General features: G+C 46.0%; 15 protein-coding genes. 5 read left to right on the top strand and 10 right to left on the bottom strand.

Annotation, left to right across the window (positions count from 1 at the left end; translation table 11 throughout):
• Positions 1–34 precede the first annotated feature (34 nt).
• The gene (locus NIES208_RS09675) at positions 35–832 is read right to left on the bottom strand and encodes a class I SAM-dependent methyltransferase (RefSeq protein WP_075892160.1); all 798 of its coding nucleotides are present in this window, start codon (positions 830–832) and stop codon (positions 35–37) included.
• 142 nt (positions 833–974) lie between these two features.
• Between NIES208_RS09675 and NIES208_RS09670 the strand changes: the two genes are divergently transcribed.
• Entirely contained in the window at positions 975–3,365 is a 2,391-nt protein-coding gene (locus tag NIES208_RS09670; protein ID WP_075892157.1) for an ATP-binding cassette domain-containing protein, read from the top strand.
• 72 nt (positions 3,366–3,437) lie between these two features.
• Here NIES208_RS09670 and NIES208_RS09665 read toward each other — a convergent pair whose 3' ends face one another.
• The 3 genes from NIES208_RS09665 to msrB all read right to left on the bottom strand — a co-directional run bounded on the left by NIES208_RS09665 (position 3,438) and on the right by msrB (position 7,048).
• Positions 3,438–5,147: an L-lactate permease gene (locus NIES208_RS09665; protein WP_075892154.1), complete on the bottom strand. Its 1,710-nt coding sequence runs from the start codon at positions 5,145–5,147 to the stop codon at positions 3,438–3,440.
• Positions 5,148–5,449: 302 nt separating this feature from the next.
• The gene (gene pdxA, locus NIES208_RS09660; protein ID WP_084176594.1) at positions 5,450–6,508 is read right to left on the bottom strand and encodes a 4-hydroxythreonine-4-phosphate dehydrogenase PdxA; all 1,059 of its coding nucleotides are present in this window, start codon (positions 6,506–6,508) and stop codon (positions 5,450–5,452) included.
• Between the two features lie 138 nt (positions 6,509–6,646).
• Complete coding sequence (gene msrB, locus NIES208_RS09655; protein ID WP_075892150.1) at positions 6,647–7,048, bottom strand: peptide-methionine (R)-S-oxide reductase MsrB; 402 nt, start codon at positions 7,046–7,048, stop codon at positions 6,647–6,649.
• 315 nt (positions 7,049–7,363) lie between these two features.
• Here msrB and NIES208_RS09650 point away from each other — a divergent pair, with 315 nt between their 5' ends.
• The 3 genes from NIES208_RS09650 (at position 7,364) to NIES208_RS09640 (ending at position 8,383) form a co-directional block, all read left to right on the top strand.
• Positions 7,364–7,600 carry a hypothetical protein gene (locus NIES208_RS09650; protein ID WP_075892148.1) on the top strand — a complete coding sequence of 79 codons (237 nt, stop codon included), beginning with the start codon at positions 7,364–7,366 and terminating at the stop codon, positions 7,598–7,600.
• Between the two features lie 248 nt (positions 7,601–7,848).
• Entirely contained in the window at positions 7,849–7,992 is a 144-nt protein-coding gene (locus NIES208_RS09645; RefSeq protein ID WP_075892145.1) for a chlorophyll a/b-binding protein, read from the top strand.
• A gap of 118 nt (positions 7,993–8,110) precedes the next feature.
• Positions 8,111–8,383, top strand: a complete 273-nt coding sequence (locus NIES208_RS09640; RefSeq protein WP_075892143.1) for a hypothetical protein — start codon at positions 8,111–8,113, stop codon at positions 8,381–8,383.
• A gap of 154 nt (positions 8,384–8,537) precedes the next feature.
• On the opposite strand, the gene NIES208_RS09635 is transcribed toward NIES208_RS09640, so the two are convergent.
• Both NIES208_RS09635 and NIES208_RS09630 read right to left on the bottom strand, forming a co-directional pair.
• A complete protein-coding gene (locus NIES208_RS09635) occupies positions 8,538–8,897 on the bottom strand; it encodes an FHA domain-containing protein (RefSeq protein ID WP_235641366.1) in 360 nt (119 codons plus the stop codon).
• Positions 8,898–9,216: 319 nt separating this feature from the next.
• Entirely contained in the window at positions 9,217–9,924 is a 708-nt protein-coding gene (locus NIES208_RS09630) for a class I SAM-dependent methyltransferase (RefSeq protein ID WP_075892138.1), read from the bottom strand.
• Positions 9,925–9,995: 71 nt separating this feature from the next.
• On the opposite strand from NIES208_RS09630, the gene NIES208_RS18950 reads away from it, so the two are divergent.
• Complete coding sequence (locus tag NIES208_RS18950; RefSeq protein ID WP_075892136.1) at positions 9,996–10,202, top strand: hypothetical protein; 207 nt, start codon at positions 9,996–9,998, stop codon at positions 10,200–10,202.
• A gap of 69 nt (positions 10,203–10,271) precedes the next feature.
• Here NIES208_RS18950 and NIES208_RS09620 read toward each other — a convergent pair whose 3' ends face one another.
• The 4 genes from NIES208_RS09620 to NIES208_RS09605 all read right to left on the bottom strand — a co-directional run bounded on the left by NIES208_RS09620 (position 10,272) and on the right by NIES208_RS09605 (position 20,660).
• Complete coding sequence (locus NIES208_RS09620) at positions 10,272–18,203, bottom strand: calcium-binding protein (RefSeq protein ID WP_075892133.1); 7,932 nt, start codon at positions 18,201–18,203, stop codon at positions 10,272–10,274.
• 415 nt (positions 18,204–18,618) lie between these two features.
• The gene (locus NIES208_RS09615) at positions 18,619–19,350 is read right to left on the bottom strand and encodes a lipoate--protein ligase family protein (protein WP_235641365.1); all 732 of its coding nucleotides are present in this window, start codon (positions 19,348–19,350) and stop codon (positions 18,619–18,621) included.
• A gap of 59 nt (positions 19,351–19,409) precedes the next feature.
• Positions 19,410–20,438, bottom strand: coding sequence for a mannose-1-phosphate guanylyltransferase (locus tag NIES208_RS09610; protein WP_075892129.1), 1,029 nt, complete (start codon positions 20,436–20,438; stop codon positions 19,410–19,412).
• A gap of 15 nt (positions 20,439–20,453) precedes the next feature.
• The gene (locus NIES208_RS09605) at positions 20,454–20,660 is read right to left on the bottom strand and encodes a hypothetical protein (RefSeq protein WP_075892126.1); all 207 of its coding nucleotides are present in this window, start codon (positions 20,658–20,660) and stop codon (positions 20,454–20,456) included.
• Positions 20,661–20,809 lie beyond the last annotated feature (149 nt).

Genomic DNA, 20,809 nt, shown 5'->3' with positions numbered 1-20,809 from the left:
GGGTGATCTAACTAACTTTCTAGGTAGGGTGATTTTAAAAATGGTTTTCTGTAACTTGGCAAAAGTAATAAAGCCATAAATCTGGATGAGCTGATAGTTCTGCTGGGTTGGAAATTTTTAGACCTGTTTTCCATGAGTAAATTTCAATGTTTGAGAAGTTTTTTTCTAGTTGTTTTGTCTGTGCTTCTGCACGAATATAATAGGTTTTTAATTTAAAATTGTGGGATTCGTCTTTAATGATTAAGTGATTTGCTATGGTGAGTTGCTGGTATGTGATGGATAGGTTGAATAGTATCAAAATGACCAACATGATCAGATTGACATAGGTATGAATAGGGTTGAAACTAAGCTTGTTTTTCCAGTCAAATTCTTTTGCCATTGCCTGTAAGTTATGGCTGGAAAAAAGGACATAGCAGCCTGTTTTACCGATGCGATTTATTTCTTGCAAAATATCAAGGCGATCGCCATGGGAGACATAGTCAATGCCATTAAAGCTAAATAAAATAAAGTCGAAAGAATTATCGGCAAACTCTGCCATATTTCTCGCGTCTCCCACTTGCAAAGTCATCACATCAGACTGATTTTGAAAGCGTTTTTGGCAAGCTTCAATCATGCCATGGGAATAGTCAATGCCTGTGTAGGACTCGACCAAGGGGGCAAAATGTTTCGTTGTGCGACCACCACCAATGCCAATATCCAACATTTTTATAGTGGGTAACTGATGGCGGAGTTGGTCAAGGATTGTTTGTTCGGCGGGCTGTAGCAGTTCTAGTTGGGCGTAGTAATTGATGATATTTGCCGCGCTGTAGGTTGCCTCGTTTTTTTCACTCATGCAGTCAAATAATCAAAAATTTATTAGCAGCTTCGTAGTCTAATACTTTTTCTTTGGGCGGTGGGGCGATCGCCGCCAATCTCTCTATGTACCAAGACTTTTATCCTATGATTGCAAGAGACCTAAAAGTTAAACGTCAAGCATGGCACCTCAACCCCGTAGCCAAACTATTTTCAGCGGTACACCCTATTTGCAACTGGAATATCAGGGGGAACAGCTCACCCTAGATCTCCGCAAAGATATTCATATTATTGGGCGTGATCCCCAGCAAGCTGACTTGGTTGTGCCACAGGATTGGCTCGTTGTCGGGCGGTGTCAGGCGACGATAAAAAAACAAGGCTCGCAATATTTCATCTATGACGGCGACGGCGTGAATCCCAGCACCAATCGTCTATCGGTCAATAACATCACTATTTCTCCCGATGGCGGCGATCGCCTGCAGTGCGGCGTAGAATATCATATCGGGCAAAACCCAGAAAACTGGGTCACCCTAGAGTTTTGCTCACCTCACGATCCAAGCTACGCCAACCCTCCCGAAAAACGCTCTGTTCTCATTCAAAATCAAAAAATTACCATTGGGCGCGATGACCATGCAGATTTAATTCTCGACGCGCCAACGGTATCCCGAACCCATGCCATTGTCACTCAGCTTTCCCCCAGTAAATTTATCCTCGAAGATAAAAGTACCAATGGCGTTTTTGTAAATGGTCAAAAAGTTCAGAACGCCACAACCCTAGCTCCTAATGCAACCATTCGCATTGGCCCCTACACCTTAGTTTTGCGAGGTCAGCAGCTCCTCGTGGCCGACCAAGGACAAAATATTCGCCTCGATGCCAATCACATTCAGCGAGTTGTTAAAGGGAAAAATAATCGCTCGATCACCATTCTCAATGATATTTCATTGCCCATCGAACCCGGTCAGTTTGTCGCCTTAGTCGGGGGCAGTGGCGCGGGAAAATCAACGTTAATGCGAACCCTTTTGGGTATTGATCCCACCACAGAAGGGATCGTTTCTCTCAATGGGGAAGACCTGCGGAAAAATTTCAATATTTACCGCACTCAGATCGGTTATGTGCCGCAACAGGACATTGTCCACCGGGATTTGCGAGTGAAGGATGTCTTAATTTACGCTGCTAAATTACGCTTGCCGCCGGATATCAATATCAACGATGTCGTCAATCGAACCCTCGAACAAATCGAGATGATTGACCGAAAAGATACTTTTGTGCGTAATCTCAGTGGTGGGCAACTAAAACGGGTCAGCATTGGCGTGGAATTGTTAGCCGATCCGAAACTCTTTTTCCTCGATGAACCCACCTCTGGGCTCGATCCGGGTCTCGACAAAAAGATGATGCAACTATTGCGAAAACTGGCTAATCAGGGACGCACTATTATCCTTGTGACCCATGCCACCAGCAATATTACCCTCTGTGATCGCATTGTCTTTTTGGGGCGCGGCGGTAATCTTTGTTATTTTGGCCCCCCCGACGAAGCGATGAATTTCTTTGATATTCGGTCGGGGGATTTTGCCGATATTTATATCAAACTAGAATCCCAGCGAGCTGTCGAAACGGAAGCCCATAATTTCCATGCGTCTCCCTATTGTCAGCGGTATGTGAAAAACCGTTTGAGTGGCAGCAGCATAAAAACGGATAACCAACCCCCACAAAAGGCGCGACGTTCTTTTTTCCAGCAATTGCCCATTCTCAGTAGCCGTTATTTTCATCTCATCGTGGGGGATAAGGTGAATTTGGGGCTGTCGCTGTTCACTGCACCCATTGCGATTTTGTTAATTTATCTCGCGCTAAAGGATCAAGATCCCCTTGTACCAGATCCTGATGTGACCAATCTTGCGCCATTGGCACTACGGGTTTTGTTTGTGTTTACTTGTACTGCTCTGTGGGTGGGTTTTTCAAGTTCGCTACAGGAAATTGTGAAAGAGTCGGCAATTTATCTCAGGGAACGGCTCGTAAATTTGGGTTTGTTTGCGTATCTCGGCTCAAAAATTTTGATTCTCAGTGGGGTGGCGATCGCCCAATCTTTGTTAATGAGTATCGTTATTTTGATCTGTTTTTCTTCCCCAGACCCAGAACTTGTGCCTTGGTCAGTCGGCGTGACAATCACCACATTTTTGACCCTCTTTACTTGTAATAGTATGGGTTTGATGATTTCTGCCAGTGTGAAAAATAGCTCCCAAGCCAATAGTGCTTTGCCGCTACTGTTGTTACCCCAGATTATTTTTTCAGGGGTGTTGTTTAGCATGGAAGCGGGTCTAGGGAAAATCGCGTCGTGGCTCATGTTGAGTCGTTGGTCGGTGGGGGCCTACGGCACTTTAGTGAATGTCAATGCCTTACTCCCAGAAATGCAGGCGTTACCCGATGGCACAATTCCTGATTTGCCCTTTGATTGGGCGGAGGCAACTTATGACCCCACTTGGGAAAATCTTGGGCTGAATTGGGGAATGCTCCTGTTGCATAGTGCGTTCTATTTAGCGGTGACGTTTTGGATTCAGAAGAAAAAAGATATCCTCTAGGCGATCGCCCATCATTAAAAACGCCCAATTTTGTCGCCTTGGCTCAGGGAGATGCCGTAGGAAAAGGGAGCTTCAATTGATGATGATTCCCTTGGCTACCGAAGTAACCAGCGCACTGGGTACAGCGGCGATCGCCCCTAAAATACCCGCCACCACAAGATAATAAGTCAGGGGCAATAAAACCCGACGAATGATCAACCCCTCACAACCGTTTAAGCCCACCGTCGCCGAAGCAGCCACCACATTAGACACGCAAATCATATTCCCCGCCGCCGCCCCGATCGCCTGTAATGCCGTTACGACCACAGCCGAAGCCCCAATTTTTGTCGCGACCCCAAATTGAAACAGAGAAAACATCATATTGCTGACGGTGGCACTCCCCGCAATAAATGAACCCATCGCCCCAATGATCGGCGCAAAAAATGGGTAACTAGAACCCGCTAAACTCGCCACACCATCCGCCAAGGTGACAGGCATACTCGCAAGATCAGCTTCATTAAAACCAGAGTTGATAAAGACCCTTGCCATCGGTACAGCCGCCGCCAAAACGAGGGCTGTTCCAGCTAAAGTCGACACCGCATCACTCGTTGCTTTGAGCGTTGCCTTGCGCTGCATACGGTGGAGAAAATACGTCAACATTGCCACGAAAACAAATATTGTGCCCGGCAGATAGAGGGGTTGAGAGTTAATGGCGATCGCCGTGCCGAATAGACTGGGAAGATTGAGCTTGGGCGCTTTAAGAAATGCTTGAAACGGCAAAAAAGGCAGTCTAGAGAACATCAAAAATAAGCCGACTAAAACATAGGGAGTCCAGGCCTTCATTAAGCTAAGATCTGACCGCACATCATTATTAATATCTGCAGTTAAACTGCCAGACCAGCCCTCTGACCAAGTGTCTGCCGGGGGGAAATCCCAAACTTGTTTGGGGATTAAAAAATGTTTTTGGGCTGCGGGGATAACGATGGCTAAACCCACTAAGCCCCCAATTAAGGAAGGAAATTCTGCCCCTAAAAAAATTGCCGTCAAAGTGGAAGGAATCGTAAACGCGAAGCCGGCAAAGAGGGCGAACCAGCCCACCGCCAATCCTTCCCGCCAAGATTTGCGCTCACCATAGTAGCGGGTTAAAGTGCAGACCATAAACAGGGGAATAAGAGTGCCAATAATACTATTTAAAACTCCGACCCGCATGACGATAAATTTAAAATATTCAGCATAGGTAAAACCCTGTTCAGCAATGTGGTTTGTCACGATCGCCACCCCTTCTAGACCCGTATTAATCCCCAAGGAAACTGGAATACCGACAGCTCCAAACACAACGGCGGTACTGTTGGCAATAAGGGCAATGGTGACGGCAGCTAACGCCGGAAAACCTAAGGCCACTAATAAAGGGCTACAGACAGCGGCGGGTGTACCAAAACCCGATGCCCCTTCTAGAAAGCTGCCAAATAACCACACGATAATGATTGCTTGAATGCGTCTATCGGGAGAAATCGCCAGTAAGCCGCGCCGAATGGTGGCGATCGCCCCGGATGCCCGCAGGATATTTAGCAGTAAAATCGCCCCAAAAATAATGTAGAGAATCTCTGCCGCCATCACTAACCCCTGAAGCGTCGAAGCCATGACAACAGTGAAAGGGACTTGCCAGATCAAGAGGGCGATCGCCGCCGTGACGAGGTAGGCGATGGGCATCGCCTGTTTTGCCGAGCGTCTCGCAATGACGAGCAATAAAAATACCGTCACAATCGGCGCTAAAGCAAGCAAACAATACACTGCAAGTTCCATTGAAATACACTGTTTAAGTTAAGTTGAGTCTTGGGGGCAAATGCACCCTTAGCCAAGGCGATCGCCACCCCAGAGTAAGTCTATGCTTTCATCTCTGCCATTTCATCCCCCTGTCCTAAGTTTTGCGGGGATCATGACTAAATTCTTTGACCAAAAAAGTGCCATAGTCATTTCAAAAAACGATGAAACGACTCAAAAACGTAAGTCCCCCTTGATAAGCCGGAGCTTTAGTAAAGAGATTTAGGGGGATCGAATATGCCGAACTCAACTGAAAAGACAATATTTTAAAGATTTTTTACTGCTTAACAGATTACTTGAGGTTTGCTACTGGCCGAATCTTCTAAACGACATTGGCTAATGTGAGCCGCTAAACGAATAGCTTCTTTCATACTGGTGGGATTGGCAATCCCTTGTCCAGCGATATCAAAAGCTGTGCCATGATCCGGCGAAGTGCGAATAAAAGGCAAACCAACCGTGGTATTAATCGCATAATCGAACGCCATCAACTTCACCGGAATGAGACCTTGGTCATGATAAAGCGCCAGATAACCATCAGCCCCAGCTTCAAAATTAGGTTTGCCGTACCAAGCTTTACCCGTTTTCACCCACATGGTGTCGGGGGGATGCAGTCCCGTGAGCGTGGCTTGGGGATATTTGAGTCGAGCGGCATCGAGCCAGTCGTTGAGCCAATCTTTTTCTTCTCTGCCGAGCTGACCATTTTCGCCGCTGTGGGGATTTAGTCCGGCGATCGCCACCCGTGGATTTTTTATCCCAAAATCATTATCGAGGGATTCTAATAGCAAACCCAATTTCAGATCCATTAGCTCTGGAGTCAAAGTTTGCGGCACATCCGCAAGGGGAATATGGGTCGTTGCCAGCAAGCTGCGCAATGTCCAACCGGTGTAGGGCGATCGCCCGATAAACGCCATCCCATAACGATCACTATTCGTTTTTTGCGCCAATACTTCCGTCTGACCAGGGTAATGATGACCCGCCTCATGCCAAAAATTCTTCGCAATCGGTGCAGTAACAATGCCAGAAAATTTGCCCTCTAAAGTCGCGTAGATAGCCCCATTAAGATATCGAAACCCCAAATCCCCCGTAAATGCCGAACCTTGACCCCAATAAATTGTTTCATCAAGATCCCCCATCGGGTCAAACACCTCTAAATTCCCTGGATCTGCTAAAGGCTCTGTCGTTTTTAACCGTAACGCTGCGTAAGCCTGCTCTAAAAGACGACGATTACCCACAATGGTGATGGAACACAGTTGCCGAATGTCTAAATCTGCGAGGGCTTTTAATAAAACCTCAGAACCAATGCCCGCCGGGTCACCGAGAGTTAGCGCAAGATGGGGTTGCATAGAAAATTGCACAGATTGCAAATATCGTTTAAGGTTCATCATTTTGCCACAAAAAAAGTAGAGGCGCACCGCAATGCCGATCTCGAAAAGATCACCTCTACTCTAATTTCAAAATATAAATTGAAAGTTTGTAAAACCCTACTCAGATTTCGGCTTAAAATCTAGAGCAACAGAATTAATGCAATAACGCTGGCCAGTCGGTGGCGGCCCATCATTAAACACGTGACCAAGATGGGCATCACATTTCGAACAAAGGACTTCGGTGCGCTTCATAAAAAAACTAAAGTCAGACTTTTCGGTGATATTTTTCTCATCAATAGGCTGCCAATAGCTCGGCCAACCAGTGCCAGAGTTAAACTTAGTCTCGGACGTAAATAAAGGATTACCGCAGCAGACACAGTTATAGGTTCCTTCACCCTTATAGTCGTGGTACTCCCCTGTAAAAGCCCTTTCTGTGCCATGTTTACGGGTTACTTTGTAGGCTTCTGGCGATAATTGCTCTTGCCATTCGGCATCGGTTTTAACAACTTTTTCTGTCATGGTGACAATGGAAATCTTAAATCTGTGAATTGCTACTTATCCTAGCAAGATCCCTCCAGGGCGACATTGGTGAAAAGGTAGAGATAACTACCCCGCCCCAAAATCTACGGGTTGAAATTAGATGCCAGTGTCTTGGTGGATCGATTAGCTTGCAGGACATATCCCTAAGGATTTACTCGAATCGAAAACAATAGATTTTTGCTTGTTCGTTGCCGGGCGATCGCCGCCATTAGCCACCCCACAAAAAGGTTTTGGAGAACAGGGCTTGGGGTATACTCAACAAGCCTTTTGACCAATCTCGAGGAGAACACATCAATGCGCTGTGCCATTATCAGTCGTGCCGGACAGACCCTAGCGCGAGGAAAATTAGTCCTAACCGCCGTTGAAGCCGATCAGCTGCGCTTGGATTTGGTGACGGATCGCGGTCGCTATTTAGAAGGTGGTTTGGTAAGCCCCGACGGTGATATGACTGAGGCAAGCTTGGAATTATCACGCAAATTTTTTGATGTTTGGGGCATGAGCAATCTGCAATTACACGTTACATTACGTTAAGAAGAAGGCATTGTACGGCGATCGCCAACCCTGCACCAGAGCCGATACCAACCTAATATGATTCCCTACATATTTACTAAAAGCCTTGTCAAAACTTGAAACCAGCTAATTTCTCCCTACCTAACATGTGAGGCAGATCACATAAAGCATGTAGCAAGCGTTACAGCAATATCTATTTACAATTCGTTATACTGTATTCAGTGGGTCATAGAGATTCACTTGTTGCTCACATAAGGATTTACAACATTATGGATACTCAAGATACTAAGTTTGGTTTTTCTAACTTTGCAGAGACTTGGAATGGTCGCCTTGCAATGCTTGGATTTGTAATCGGTCTAGCGACTGAACTTTTGACCGGACAAGGCATTCTCTCTCAGATCGGTTTAATGTAATCTGACGATTTCAATAGTTAGATAATGCGAATGTGGCTGGTGCTCTAGATCTACTGGGTTTGTAGCGCCAGCCATATTACTTTTTTGGCAGACTAAATGTTTATTTTTAGGGTAATCTATGTTTCCCAACCTTTTTCAGGCAACTCAAGAGTATTGGCGTAAGCTTGACGATTTGGAAGCGCGCTATCAGAATAATGAAATTTCAATTCAGGAAGTGAATGCTGAAGTTAAGAGATTAATGGCAGAACTGGGTGAAGAGCGGCGACGTTCTTTGCGCTTTACCGCAGATGTTCTTCAAAATTGGCTTGTTACCCAAAAGGAAAGCTTAGTTGGCATTTCGGCGATCGCCTTAGTTTGTTATGGCTGGCTTTTAGTCGCACAGTCAACCTAACTCCACTGACTTTAATGCCATAGCCACAAAAAAGGCTGTCGCTTTGCTAAAGACCAAATATTTGAAAAATTAAATATCTAACAACTAAATATTTAAAAACTAAATACTGATAGAAAAGCCTTGCTTAGATATAAATAAATTGGCCCATGAATTCTTAGGTATCTTGATTAACCAGCGTATCTTTAGACTTATCGTTGGCATTCATCTTCGAAGAACGTTTAGAGGTTGTCCCCACAGAGCTATTTTCATTGTCTTCCCCTTCAAGCCGAATTTGTATCTTTGGCCCAGAGCTGGCTAAGCGAATAATTAAGCCATCTTTTGCATCACATTCATCAACGCGTTTGCCGTCAATGTAAGTCCCATTAGTGCCGAGATTGACAACTTTCCACTGGTCACCGTCCTGCCTTAGCTCTACATGGTGGCGGGACACAACAGCACTATACAGAACAACATCATTATCTGTAGAGCGACCCACCCGTACAACGGATTCGGTTCCAAATGTCCAATTTTGCACAGGGATGGATTGTAAGGGGTGTAACAGTGTCAGGGTAATCACAAATGGTCTTGGCTCTACATACTCAGCTGGTTATGTGCTAACTAAATTCTACTGATAATTAGGTGAATTGAGCGTCATATTTTCAGGTCGATTTTAACACTTAATAATCTACTAGAGTTACTAATTGCCATAAATTTTGATTTCCTTTAGGTCACTAGCCTAGGGTAAATAGTTAGTTTTGCTAATCGTTTCAAACCAAGATAAATAGGAAAAAACTATCGAGGTATTCAGCGCAATCGTGTGGTACTTGAGGATTTTCCCGATTTCATTGTGCCGCTTACCAACGAATTTTAAACATCTGAAATAGTTCTCCTTCGGATTGTTTCACAATTTTTGCGCCGGATTTTTTGATGAGGGCTTGCCAACTGCTGAGGTCTTCAAGGAAGACTTCGGTACCGAGGTAGGTTTCGATAATTGACCAATCTTCGGCGATATCTGCATCGGGATTAATGACATCAAAAACGAAAAAGCTGCCGGGTTTTAAGATTCGTTTTACTTGGTCTAGTACTGCTTCCCAGTAGTCGATGGGGTAATAACAGCTAAATCCGGTGGCGATCGCCACATCAAAGAACTCTTTTTCGTATTCTTCGAGGCGATGGGCTGGCTTATTAGAAATATTTTTAAAGAGCTTGGAGTTGAGCTGTGGGGCACGGGACTGAATAATTTCCGTGCTAATTTTACTAATATCGTGGCCATAGAAATAGGCATTCCAGTCGCGCCACGGATAAATTAAAAAACTAATGCCACAACCGATATCTAAGCAGCGCTGATTTTTCTTGGGTTTAACTAACTCCCAAAATGGTGAAGTGACGCGGTTTTGTAGTTTTCCTGATTGCCAATCGAGAAAAATGGGTAAAGCTTGTACTTCGTCTGGAAGATCGGATTTTTTATTTTGAAATTCTTGATCAAATCGTTTCGAGACCGCCTCAGATATTTCAAACCACTGCAATGCGGATTGGTTGCCTGTCGGAATGGAATAGGTCATAGCGCGTTGCCCGAAAAAGATGTTTCGGCATTCTAGCGGAGATGAAGGTATCGGTTCTCGGTTTTGTATAAATGTGTGAAGTTGGCGGTGAAGGGGTGAGCGGGGGACGGGGTGAGTGGGGACGGGGAGATTTTGTTATTGATTACGAAAGTCAGCTGTTTAACTATTTCAGTCAGATTGTCTTTTCATGTCTCCGTGTCTCCGTGTCTCCGTGTCTCCACGTCTCTGTTGTTGGCGATCGCCCCAGTTTAGGCTACAAAAAAGGCTCTCCATTTTAATTGTGGAAAGCCTCATTATTAGGTAAAAATCAAACCGTCATTGTGATGTAAGTTCTCGGTGGTAAAGATTTAAACCATCACGAAAATGTCGTTGTTACTTAGATCAGCATTGTTGGCAAGCGTTGCAAACTGGGTTTGAGCCATGCCGCCGACACCGTCAATGTCAAAGGAGAGTGCCCCTGTGGTTTGTTCGTAAATAAAGCGGTGGTCACTGGTGGTGGCGCTAGAGCCAAGGACAAAATGTTCCGCGTCTAGGGTGCCAATGGTCAGGGTTTGATCGAAGCCCCGCAGGGAAATTTGAATTTGATCGTTGCCATTGCCAAAGTCAGTAATCACATCTAGTCCCTCTGCGTAGTTACCAAAGAAGAAGGTGTCGTCACCGTCGCCGCCCGTGAGGAGGTCGCGTCCGTAGCTGCCCACAATGAGGTCATTACCATCGCCACCGAGCAGTAAATCGTCACCGTCACCTGCGAAAAGGTAATCGTTGCCAGCGTCGCCCACAAGGTAGTCTTCGCCGGAACCAGTGATGAGCTGGTCGTTACCGTCGCCGCCTTCTAGGTAGTTATCGCCTTCGCCGCCTTTGAGGATGTCATGGCCATCTTCTCCGTAAAGTAGGTCGTTGCCTTCTTCTCCGTAGAGGCGATCGCCATCATCTCCGCCTTTAAGGTTATCGTTACCGCTGCCTCCCTTGAGGTTGTCTGTGCCATCGTTGCCATAGAGGAAGTCGTTACCGCTACCTCCGAGGAGTTCATCGTTGCCGGAACCGCCTTCTAGGTAGTCGTTGTTTGCGCCGCCATCGAGGTGGTCGTTGCCATTACCGCCGTAGAGAGAGTCGTTACCTTGGTTGCCATAGAGTTGGTCGTCGCCGGAGCCGCCTTCGAGGTAATCGTTACCGAGGTTGCCAAAGAGTTGGTCGTTATCGAAACCGCCATAGAGTTGGTCGTCGCCGGAACCACCATCAAGGATGTCGAGACCTTGTTCGCCGAAAAGTTGGTCATCGCCGGAACCGCCGTCTAGGGTATCGTTGCCACGACCACCATCGAGGAAGTCTTCACCATTTTGACCATAGAGGCGATCGCCGTCGTTACCGCCGTAGAGGTAATCATCGTGGGAGCCGCCATCGAGAAGATCAATGCCATCGCCGCCTTCGAGGATGTCGTGACCATGTTCACCGTAGAGGCGATCGTTACCCTCATCACCGACAAGAAGATCTTCGTTACGGCCACCTTTGAGCAAATCATCACCAGCATCGCCGAACAGATCGTCATCACCGTTTTGACCATAGAGGCGATCGTTGCCGTCGCCGCCAGTAATGATGTCATCTTGGGAGCCGCCCTCGACGTAGTCATTACCCGCACCAGCATCGATGAGATCTTCTCCTTGCTGACCGTAAAGTTGGTCATCGCCAGCACCGCCGAGTAATTCGTCGTGACCTTTGCCGCCGTCGAGATAGTCATCACCGTCGCCTGCATCGAGGAAATCGTGACCGTTTTGACCATAGAGTTGATCATTGCCGTCGCCACCGAGCAGTTCATCGTGACCTTTGCCGCCGTCGAGGAAGTCATTGCCAGTACTGCCATCAAGGAAATCATTACCTTGGTCGCCGTAAAGTTGATCGTTGCCTTCGCCGCCAAGCAATTCGTCGTGACCCTTTTCGCCCTTGAGCAAATCGTTGCCTTCGTTGCCTTCGAGGTAATCATCTCCCCGTCCACCAAAGAGGCGATCGCCCCCTTCGTTGCCGTAGAGGAAATCATCGCCGCCATCGCCTTTAATGGTGTCGCGACCTTCTAAGCCCCAAATTTTATTGGAGAGGCGATCGCCTTCAAGATAGTCGTCATATTCAGAACCGGCTAAGTTCTCGACCGTTTCGACAGTGTCACGCCGAGCATCACCAGCCCAACCTTTACCTTGTTTGAGGCTGATTGCCACGCGGGAACCAGAGTTGTAGTAGGAAACAGTGTCCTCGCCTTCGCCACCGATAATGATATCGGCTCCTTCCTCGCCAACAAGCCAGTCATCGCCATCGCCACCATCAAGGATGTCGTCGCCTTTGCCGCCGTAGATTTCGTCGTCGCCATCTAGACCCCAAATCTTGTTGTCGCGGCGATCGCCCTCAAGGAAATCATCGTATTCAGATCCTTCAAGGTTTTCGATGTTCGTTAAAGTGTCACCATCGGCATGACCAGCCCAACCCTTTCCTTGCAACAGGCTAACAGCAACGCCAGCATCAGAGTTGAAGTAAGACGCAGTATCTTCACCACGACCACCATCGAGAGCATCAGCCCCAGCTTCACCGACGATAAAGTCATCGCCATCGCCGCCATTGAGGATGTCGTCGCCAACACTGCCATACATTTCGTCAGCACCGTCATCCCCTTCAATGGTGTCATTACCTTCGTCACCGAACAGCAGATCTTGACCGTCGCCACCACTGATAAAGTCATCGCCTTCATCACCGTGAACTAAGTCATCATCGTCACCACCGTAGAGAGCATCATCACCAGTGCCACCGGAGATATCATCATTGCCGCGATCGCCAGAAATAATGTCTGCGCCTGCGTTGCCTAAAAGAACGTCAGCATCATCACCGCCAGAAATGGTGTCATCGCCTTCGTTACCTTCGATGTAATCTTCGCCAGCATCGCCTTGGATCTCATCGTTACCGTCGTTACCGTAGAGCTTGTCATCGTCAGCACCACCGGAAATGGTGTCATCACCAGCGTCCCCTGTGATTAGATCTTCGCCCTCGTTACCGAAGAGAGTGTCATCACCATCGCCACCGGAAATGATGTCGTTATCCTCATTGCCTTCGATGTAGTCGTTACCAGCATCACCAGTGATATTGTCTCGACCTAAACCACCGTAAATGGTGTCATTGTCTTCATTACCAGCAATTAAATCGTTACCAGCGTCGCCACGAATGAGGTCATCTCCTTCGTTACCAAAGAGAGTATCGTTAGCGTCACCGCCAGAGATGGTGTCATCACCGAGGTTGCCTTCAATGTAATCTCTACCTTCGTCGCCAGTAATGGTGTCATTGCCGTCACCACCGTAGATTTCATCGTTGGATTCATTGCCAGAAATAGTGTCATCGCCTGCGTCACCATAGATCAAGTCTTGACCCCGATTACCAAAAATCAGGTCATTGCCAGCATCGCCATTGATCAAATCATTACCGTCGTCGCCGTAGATCGTATCGTCATCAGCACCACCGGAAATATTGTCATCACCGCGATCGCCGTGGATAAAGTCATCACCTTCGTTACCGAAAATGGTGTCATTGTCGTTGCCGCCGGAGATATTGTCATCACCGAGGTTGCCCTCAATGTAGTCTTCACCGCGATCGCCCCGAATCACATCATCGCCGTCGTTGCCGTAAATTTCGTCGGCATCGTTACCACCAGAAATCTCGTCATTGCCAGCGTCACCCGTGATGAAATCTTCGCCGTTATTACCTTGAATGACATCGGCATCATCACCACCAGAAATTACGTCATTGCCGTCGTTTCCTTCGATGTAATCTTCGCCGCTATCACCAGTGATCTGATCATCACCGCGATCGCCGTAGATGGTGTCGTTATCTTCGTTGCCCGCAATACGGTCGTCACCATCGTCACCATGGATTAGATCATCGCCAGCGTTACCGAAAATGAGATCGTTATCGTCACCACCAGAAATGTCGTCATTGCCAGTGCCACCATAGATTTCATCGGCTGCGTCGTTACCTTCAATGGTGTCATCGCCAGCGTCACCGAAGATCAGATCCTGACCTTCGTTACCGAAGATTTCGTCATTGTCGTCACCACCGGAAATAGTGTCATCACCAAGGTTCCCCTCAATGTAGTCTTGGCCTTCATTCCCGGAAATTACGTCGTTGCCGTCGTCGCCATAGATTTCATCATTGCCTGCGTTGCCATAGATTTCATCTTCACCAGCATCGCCATTAATGACATCTTCACCATCGTTACCTTCGATGTAGTCGTTGCCATTGCCGCCGCTAATTTCATCGTTACCGACACCGCCATAGAGTTCATCGTTACCGTCATCACCCCAAATACGGTCATCACCGTAACCACTGTCACCAAAGACAATGTCATCGCCGCCACCAGCATGGATTTCGTCGTCGCCATCGCCACCGCGAATCACGTCATTTTCACCAATGTCGGCGCGTCCTTCGAGGTCTCCCCAAATGGTGTCTTCCCCTTGGTTGCCGAAAATCCGGTCTTCCCCACGGTTGCCGATGATGAAATCTTCACCGCGTTCGCCGTAGAGGGCATCATTGCCTAAACCGCCATCGATACGGTCATCGCCTTCACCCCCTGTGACAATGTTGTCTTGGCGATCGCCAATGAGGTTGTCGTCATGTTCGGAACCAACAACATGGATAAAGTTTTGAATTTGGTCTTGTCCGCCCCAACCGTCGGTTGCTGTACCTGTTTCGAGATTAACAGTTACGCCATCAGCATCACGGCGGTAGCTCAAGGTATCGATTCCTTGACCGCCATCAAGGTTGTCATCGCCTGCATTACCAATAACGAGATCATTGCCGTCTAGGGCTTGGATATGGTTATCGGAATCGTTGCCAATGAGAACATCGTCGTAGTTTGTGCCGATAATGTCTTCGAGGTTCTGGAGGGTATCTGTGCCGCCCACACCGTCGAGTGCTGTACCGGCAGAGATAAAGAAATCGGGTTCTAGATCGGTGTAGTAGGATTCGGGGTTGTCCTCGTTAACTTCTTGGTTGTAGCGGAATGGACGAACGTGGACATAGGCTTGGCTTTCGTCGATATTGACGATTGCACCGGAAGTCGAACGTTGGTAATCCACTAAGTCAACGTCTTCACCGCCATTGATTAGGTCGTTGCCTGTGCCACCGATAAAGTAGTCATCACCGGATTCACCAAAGAGGCGATCGCCGCCGTCATTACCCTCGATGTAATCATTGCCTGTGCCACCGAGGATTAGGTCATTACCAGATTCGCCATAGAGAGCATCATTATCTTCATTGCCTTCAATGTAGTCGTCGCCAGAGCCACCTAAAATTTTATCTTCACCAGTGTTACCGAAGAGGCGATCGTTACCGTCATTGCCTTCGATGTAGTCTGCGCCTTGATTGCCGTAAACTTCGTCATCACCGGACTCGCCATAGAGATAATCAGTATTTTCATTACCTTCAATGTAGTCATCTTCAGTACCTCCCCAAATGGTGTCTTCTCCAGTGCCACCATAGAGTTCATCCTCTCCCCATTGCCCTCGGATTTCATCATTGCCGGACTGACCATAAATCTTGTCATTGCCAGAACCACCTTCGATGTAGTCACCGTAAGTGCCACCTTCTACGTAATCATTTCCAGCTTGGGCATAAATCGTATCTCCGCCGTCGCCACCATAGATATGGTCATTACCATCGCCACCGCGAATTTCATCCCATCCGGATTCGCCGTAGAGGAAATCTCCCTCCGAACCACCTTCAATGTAATCCCAACCAGAACCACCTTTGATGGTGTCTATCCCTGATTCACCATAGAGGAAATCTCCTTCTGTGCCACCTTCAATGTAATCTCCTCCAGAACCACCTTTGATGGTGTCTACCCCTGACTCACCATAGAGGAAATCTCCTTCTGTGCCACCAAAAATTTCATCCTCACCGGAACCACCTCTGATGGTATCTACATCAGAGTTTCCATGTAGTATATCGTTACCTTCATTGCCTTCAATGTAATCTTGTCCTTCACCACCAAAAATTTTGTCATCACCAAAGTCGGGAAGTGTCTGAATATTGGATTCACCGTACAGAAAATCATCTCCAGCGTTGCCGAATATAAAATCACCACCACCACCACCTAGGATCGTATCGCCACCAAAGTCTGGAATTGTTTGATTATTTGATTCGCCATAAAGAAAGTCAATACCCTCATTGCCTTCAATATAATCACTGCCAGCACCACCGAGGATTATATCTAGTTTCATTCCTCCATATAATTCGTCATCACCTCCATTCCCATACAATTGATCAGTCCCATCAAGACCATAGAAAATGTCAGAATAGTTGCCTCCGTGCATCTCATCATTTTTATTAGAGCCAATAATGATTTCAACAGCACCAACCATATCCTGATACTTAAAATCACCACCTTCAGAGTCGGTTAATCCTTGATAGCCAAAACCATCCTGAACTCTGTAGATGTGGTTGCCTTCAAATTGCCCAAACTGAACTTCAATGCCTTGCTCACTACTTGAATAATCTGCTCTATCCTCAATGCCTTCCCCTCCATCTATGAAATCATAGCCTTCTCCTCCAATTAAAGTATCATTTCCATCTTCACCAAATAAGGCATCGTTACCAGCTTTACCATCAATTTTTTCATCATTTCCATTTGTGCCTTTAATCCAATTATCTTTGTCATTATCTCCAATATGATCTTTTCCACCTTGAATACTCTCAATACCATTTTCAAAATAAAAACCTTTAGGTTGTAATTCAGAAATATAGTTATCAAAAGCGATATTTATTTGAGATTTATAGGGATCTACTTTGAGATAAGTCTTTAATAGATCGTGGGCATCGAAGCCTGTCGTCAATCTATTTAGTATTGCTGCTATACCAGCATCAAATGTGTATATCTTCGGAAAGTTTCTTTCTTCAAAGTTTACAATAGCTCTTGCCAAGTTGTCGGCAAGTCCAAGTGCCCAAATAGCAGGTGAAAGAAAACCGATATTAGTAGTCAAAAGATCGACAAGTTCACTTTTATTACGACCATCTTGAAAGTATGTAATTGGGTCACCATTATTTTTGACATTCTCAAGCTCATAACTTGAACTATTTGAATATGGCGTAGGAGAACCTGCGGCAATAATCTTAATCTTTTCTGGAACAAAATCAATGAGTTGTAAAGCATCTTCTAAGAAAAAATTTCCTTGAGAGTGACCAAAAAGAATGGTTGAATTTTTATCATTATCACTAAACCAAGACTCTAGATCATTTTTAATAGGTTCACTCTCATGGAGGCTAGGCCAAGCACCATCTGCAAAATGTTGAGCAAAAGTTTCAGTCAAATCAAATTTTAAATATATATCGTTCAAAAAACTATCTATATCACCATTTAAAAGATTATTGACTACATCAAAAGTAATGCCTATGGGACTAGACTTTACTAAAGCATTAATAATTCCAGATAGAAGGTCAGCCGTTCCGTCTAAAAAACCTTTACTAAAAAAGTCTATAACTGAATTGTTATGATTCCCTGCACCTAAAATCAGTGATTTATATTTGTCATCGATAGCGATTGATTGGTCTTCATGAATTAGACTAAAGTGTAATCCAATATCTTTTCTTGCATCTTCAAACGATGTTCCAGATGTAAAAATTCCATTGGAGAAATACACATCTGTTCTGCCAGTAAGATCAATTCTTTTTTCGAGTACTTCCAGAGCATTAAAACTAATAGGAGGCAAGTTAGAACTGTCGGAGTTTTGTTCTACAGTGATCTGCCCATGAATAGTATTAAAGTCACTTTCCTCTTTAATACTCATTAATTGTGTTGATTCCAGATCTAGATTTTGCACTAAATGAGAAAAGATAGCCCCTTCATCTCCGAGAGTATCTGTTTCATTGATTTGAGCATCGACAGAGTGACCAATTTCTTCTAGCCAGACTGCGGCGATCGCCCCCACATTTTCACGATTAGCCTCAAGAAATTCCTGAGAAAAATAGATAGTATTATTTGCCGCAGCATAAGCACCATTTGCCCCTTGGAGTGTTGCGCTGGGAAGGATTTCCACAGGGGGAAGCTCGAAAGTCCCAGATTGCCAGCTTTGCCTGATTTGCTCCAGAGCCGTTGGGTCATACTCTTCCCCAAAAGACTGCTGAATCACACCGAGAAAATCCTCGCGAGTCGCAAATGTACTGAGCTGAAACTGAACATCAGCCAAAACCTCTTGCAGGAGCTTGGGTAGAGCATTTTGGGGTTGTGGATTGGTAGAAGCAGTGGTTCCGGACATGGTAGAAGTCTCCAAAAATTTAGGCGTACGTAGTACATGTCAAAAAGGCGATCGCCTTCGTAGTACATATCGTTTTGATGCGTAAGGGTTATGCACTATTTGCTGACAATCAGTTTTCAAATATCTGTGAAAACCCTAGAAAGCCCCTTAATAAAACGACCTTGGTTAAGTACGAATAATTGTTTGCAAACTACTCTAAAAGCCCTAAGAAAAATTTTTAGGGAAAAGAAACACACTGCAATAATTCAGTGAAAATTATGATTTTCAAATGCCAGAAAAAATCATATTTAGATGATAAAAAAGAAAAATATTACTTTTGTTTTATGGATAAAATTAACTTTATGAAAAATACGAATTCACTAATTATTGCCATCTCAAATTTGCCAAAAGTTTTAATGAGGCACAACACCATCTCTTATGGTCTTGGAAGTGAAGTAGAGAAAAGAATGGATTGTCGTTCTTGAGGTTGTAAAGGGAGTTCTGATAAGTCATTTCCCCAGAGATTTTGACCATTACTCAGAAAATATGGGATGAGATGGGCATGGGATGGGACTAGGGGCGCAATAGAGGCATCATTTGTCTCGGAAAAAACAGATTTGTAGAAAGCTAGATCGGGATTGAGACGAATCGAACCATGCTGCAAGATGGCATGTTTGCGGCGCAGTTGAGCAGAACCGATTAATTTATAGCCATTTTCCGTCACAAGATCGGCGCTGGTATGGGTGCGAAAACAACTGTCGTGGCGAGTATAGTTGCGTTGGGATTTGCCGTAACTTAATTCAATTCCCAATTCACGGAAACCCGCGATCAGAAAACTACATAGCCTTTTATAAATTTGGCAGCGATCGCCCTTCAATCCAGACGTAATAACCGCGTAGGTCAAATCCCCTTGGTGCAGCACCGCTCGACCACCGCTCGGACGACGGACAATATCAATCTTTTCACCTTGATAAGTCAAACCATGCCATGCTTGCGGATACTTGCGTTGATGACGACCGAGGGAAATCGCCACCGGTTGCCAAGTATAAAACCGCAAAACCGACGGCATCTTTCCAGCGAGATGTTGCTCCAAAAGCCACTCATCGATCGCCATCTGAGTCTTCCCATCAGCCTCCATCAGAGGAATATACCGCCAACTATGACTCACACCCTTCCCTTCCCTGATAACTGTTCACTGATACCTGATAACTGTTCACTGATACCTGTTCAAAGCAATCCTTCCGGCAGCCGTCCCAAAATCTTCTTAATATCTTGGCTACGATTTTTATCCATCACAATCGTGACATCGCCCTGCCGCACGACTACCACATCAGATACACCGAGGGTAACAATGGTTTCATTTTCGTTTTCGCTGTAAACAATTGAGCCATCAGTATCAAAGGCTTGGTAGTTGCCCACATGGACATTTTGAGATTCGTCCGGCGGTAATAATCTTTCAAGGGATTTCCAATCTCCCAAATCATCCCAACCAAATTCAGCTGGCAGCACATAAGCGTTTTTTGTTTTTTCCATCAACGCGAAATCGACACTAATTTTTGGCAGTTCGGCGTAGGCTGCCGTGCCTTTTGCTTGGAGCGGTTCGAGAATTTCGGGAGCATGCATCGCCAATTCTTTAATCGCTGTGCCGATGGAAAACAGGAAAATACCGCTATTCCAACTAAATTTGCCTGTGGCGAGAAAAGATTTTGCAGTCTCCACATCCGGCTTTTCGCGGAACTGCGCCACTTTAAAAATATCGTCCGTCGCTGCGCCCCCCTGTTCAATATAGCCATAGCCCGTCGCCGGATTATCGGGGGTAATACCAATGGTGGCGATCGCCTGCCGTGTTGCCACAAAATCCGCCGCTTGATTTAACGTCGCCAGAAACTTCGGTTCATCACCGATCCAGTGATCTGCTGGGAAAAAAGCAACAACTGTATTTTCGTCATAATGCTTGGCGAGCTCCACACAAGTCCAGGCGATCGCCGCCGCCGTATCCCGCCGATCCGGTTCCACCAAAATATTTTTACTGGGCAAATTGGGCAGTTGTTCTTGCACTTGATCCGCAATCATTGCCGCCGTCACAATCCAGAGATTGTCCCATTGCCCATCCGGTAATAAACGCTTCGCCGTCGCTTGCAGGAGGCTTATCCCAGACCCATCTAAACTCAAAAACTGTTTCGGGCGATCGCGGCGACTAAGAGGCCAAAATCGTTCACCCTTACCACCCGCCAAAATTACCGGAATAAAACCCATTGCTGTCTACCTGCCTCAATTGCGATAGGCCTTTGCCGAAGCGCGAACCCATGTCGTTGCAGCGATTATAAAAGGAATCAAGAAAAACAAAAAGCCAAACCCCAGAGGATGTGCCCGAAAGCCCGGTTGGGTCACCATTAATAAAACAATGAGACCGCCATAAAGCAAACCCGCCATGGGTAATCCCACCACCAAAAAAATGAATTTATTATCATTGTCCATTACCCCACTCCCCATCTGTAACGCTCTACCTTAAGGTTAACGTGCCTCAGATAAAGGCGATGGTCCCTGTACATAAATTCAACGAAAAATTAAGGGTCACTAAGAAGACGCGGTGAGAGGGAGACTGGGTGACGCGGAGACCAATACGA

This window comes from [Limnothrix rosea] IAM M-220 (assembly GCF_001904615.1).
In the GTDB taxonomy this organism is placed as follows: domain Bacteria; phylum Cyanobacteriota; class Cyanobacteriia; order Cyanobacteriales; family MRBY01; genus MRBY01.
This window is presented reverse-complemented; position numbering and strand designations above follow the sequence as displayed.